The following is a 2,533-nucleotide window of genomic DNA, read 5'->3' on the forward strand; positions in this document are numbered from 1 at the left end:
CTCGAAACCTCATGCGAAATCARAAGCACAACCGGCTTTTCSGACTGCGGCAAGGGCRAAAACTSTARCCTRTCRACGACGGAAACTCCTCGCCGACCTTCGCGCCTGCCATCGTGCTGGTAATGCAGTAAAGGCGAAACCCCGRCGCTCGYGACGTCWGGATAACRYTCCCGATAATAAGCCGMATCAAAMARAGGCGATGCGYGCCAGCCCAKYGGCTCRCCGACCACTGCATAGTGYAAYGCTGGGTCCATACCGGCGGGCAAACGSTCRGCGTARAATTCAGCATCGAARCACGGCGACCGTCGGAAGGCTGCRGCAAGTTCTTCGGCTTCATRTTTGTTCGCGGGCAGCGGTTCCCCYAGAGCCGAAAGTTCCAGCCAGACATAAGCAGGCGGCTTGAACATCCCTRCCGTCTCGTAGAAGGGACKCARGAAATCGCCGTTGAATCGCGCATTTGGCTCCAATCCAATCCGCCAGCCGATTTCGGCATAGTGCCCCACCGGATCCCGCAGTTCCGGCCGGTTAAGGGAGGAACGGTAATAGTCGGCATCTACGAACCCCGTCATTTCCAGCATAGCGACGAATTCACGGCGAATTTCATCAGCCATTACRCTCTCGCGACTATTCATGGTGTGCGTCCCGGTCCAAGGACACGATTACGGACAAAGGCGCGGAGGGGGCGAGGAAAGAGCCGCGACGCGCCAAGTATCCCAAAGCGTCTCAGAATGGCCTCGAGGCGGTTGCGCAGGCCCAAGTAGCGTTGCTCCCATTCGGCAGCCTTKCGCTCCAACTCYGCAATCCGGCCTTCGCATTCRGCRTTTCGCTGTCGCAGTTCTTTGGCCTCGGCATCTTGTCTGAGACGCGATTCAGTGAGGAGSTTGGCGTGGYCCCGGAACGACGTTCTCAACACGTCTCGCTGCACGACTGCCGCAGCGAGTTCGGAGCGTACTTGCGCCAACTGGAACCGCAGTCGCTCGAGTTCAGCCGAGCGTGCCGACGCCGAAGACTGAATTTCGGTCGCCGTCGCATCAAAGGTCCCGGTGGGGTGCTGTTTGTCCCTAGCAGGTCCGGAGGTGCCCAGCGGCTCCTCAATGTCAACACGCCGCCCCGACTGCTCGACCTCCGCCTCATTCGCCGTAGCGGTTGTCARCCGTTCRMSGGTCSACTCTGCTTGCCGCGGCAGGACCCGTTCGAATATYTCTCCCATTTGATTGTCRCCAATTCCYCTCACTGGTCYAATSTGCSGCGCCACCTACCGCTGACCTGTCACGATGWATTACGCTACCACCTAGATCGGCGAGTGTTTGGCTCAAGCCTTCRGAAAAGGAGAGRGCAGGTCGCCACCCCAKCGTCTCCCGAATGAGCGAAATATCGAGCACGCTCACTGGAACATCGAATTTCCGACCGCGCTCATAGCGAACGTCCAATCTATGGGAGAGTTTTGATTCAAGTTCGGCAATGACCCCGTTAAGGCTGACGCCCTCGCCACTGCCGATGTTGAATACATGATGGCTGTCGAGCGGTGCTGCGCGTGACAGTGCAACCAGGCCTGCCGCAGCATCGGAGATGTGAAGGAAATCACGCACGACTTCGCCATCGCCCCAGACGATTATTGGCTGCTGCGACAATGCGTGGTGTAGAAACGTCGTTACCGCACCCTGGCCTCTTGCCAAATTCTGCCCCGCTCCAAAAGGATTGGCCAGACGTGCGACACGACAATCGAGTCCGTAGAGAGCTCGATAGGTACCCAGATACAGTTCAACAGCGGCTTTGCCAGCGCCGTAGGCGGTAATAGGGTTCAAACGGTGGTCTTCATGCACCGGAACGCGCAGCAGTTTGCCGTAAACCGTACCGCCGGACGAAGCGAAGATCAGCCTTGGCGCCTGCGCGCCTTTTTTTCGAAGCGCCTCCAGCAAACCCAGCGTTGGCGCGACATTGGTCGACAGATCAAGGGTGGGATCGTTGTTGGCGCTGGCGGGGACGGATGACCAAGCATAATGGTGAATGACGGTGACCCCGTCGATCAGGCTGTCCCATTGCGCGTTGGCAAGGTCGAAACTGCGCCATGTGATTCGCTCGTCAAGTGCAGGAGTAAATGTCGGTTTCGAAAGCGAGCGCCCGGCTAGAACGACTTCATGCCCACTTCGCACCAGGATTGCAGCAACATGCTGGCCAATGAAACCGCCTCCACCAAGAATCAGATGTCGTTCGACGTCGATAGGCTTTTCTGCTTTAGAAGACATAAGGATATGCTCTGCCGCTCCCGAACACGATTAACTGCGATTGCGGGAAACCAGAATAGTGAACCGCAATTCTTGATGGGCAGGTGTCCGTACCCTGACTTCAACAATGCGTCAAACCATATTGGTTTGACAGATTGATTTCATTGAAGCGTCGGGCGTTCTGCTGGTGGAGCGATCTGCGGAGTGCAGCGGGCGTCAAATGCGGTTCGTTCCGATCAAGGGCGCAGAGCAGCAGGGCGTGCCCTTGATAAATCGGACCCGTGATCTCTGATCCAGCTGCTCTCGAA

General features: G+C 57.4%; 2 protein-coding genes. Both read right to left on the reverse strand.

Annotated elements, in window-relative coordinates:
- Positions 1-1,130 precede the first annotated feature (1,130 nt).
- On the reverse strand, positions 1,131-2,246 hold the full coding sequence (locus tag ACXJ7R_RS29860) for an NAD-dependent epimerase/dehydratase family protein (RefSeq protein WP_457154961.1): 1,116 nt from the start codon (positions 2,244-2,246) through the stop codon (positions 1,131-1,133).
- A gap of 100 nt (positions 2,247-2,346) precedes the next feature.
- Positions 2,347-2,533: hypothetical protein (locus ACXJ7R_RS29865; RefSeq protein ID WP_457154962.1), on the reverse strand; the 187-nt coding region annotated here is incomplete at its 5' end.

This window comes from Mesorhizobium sp. P5_C1 (assembly GCF_054049815.1).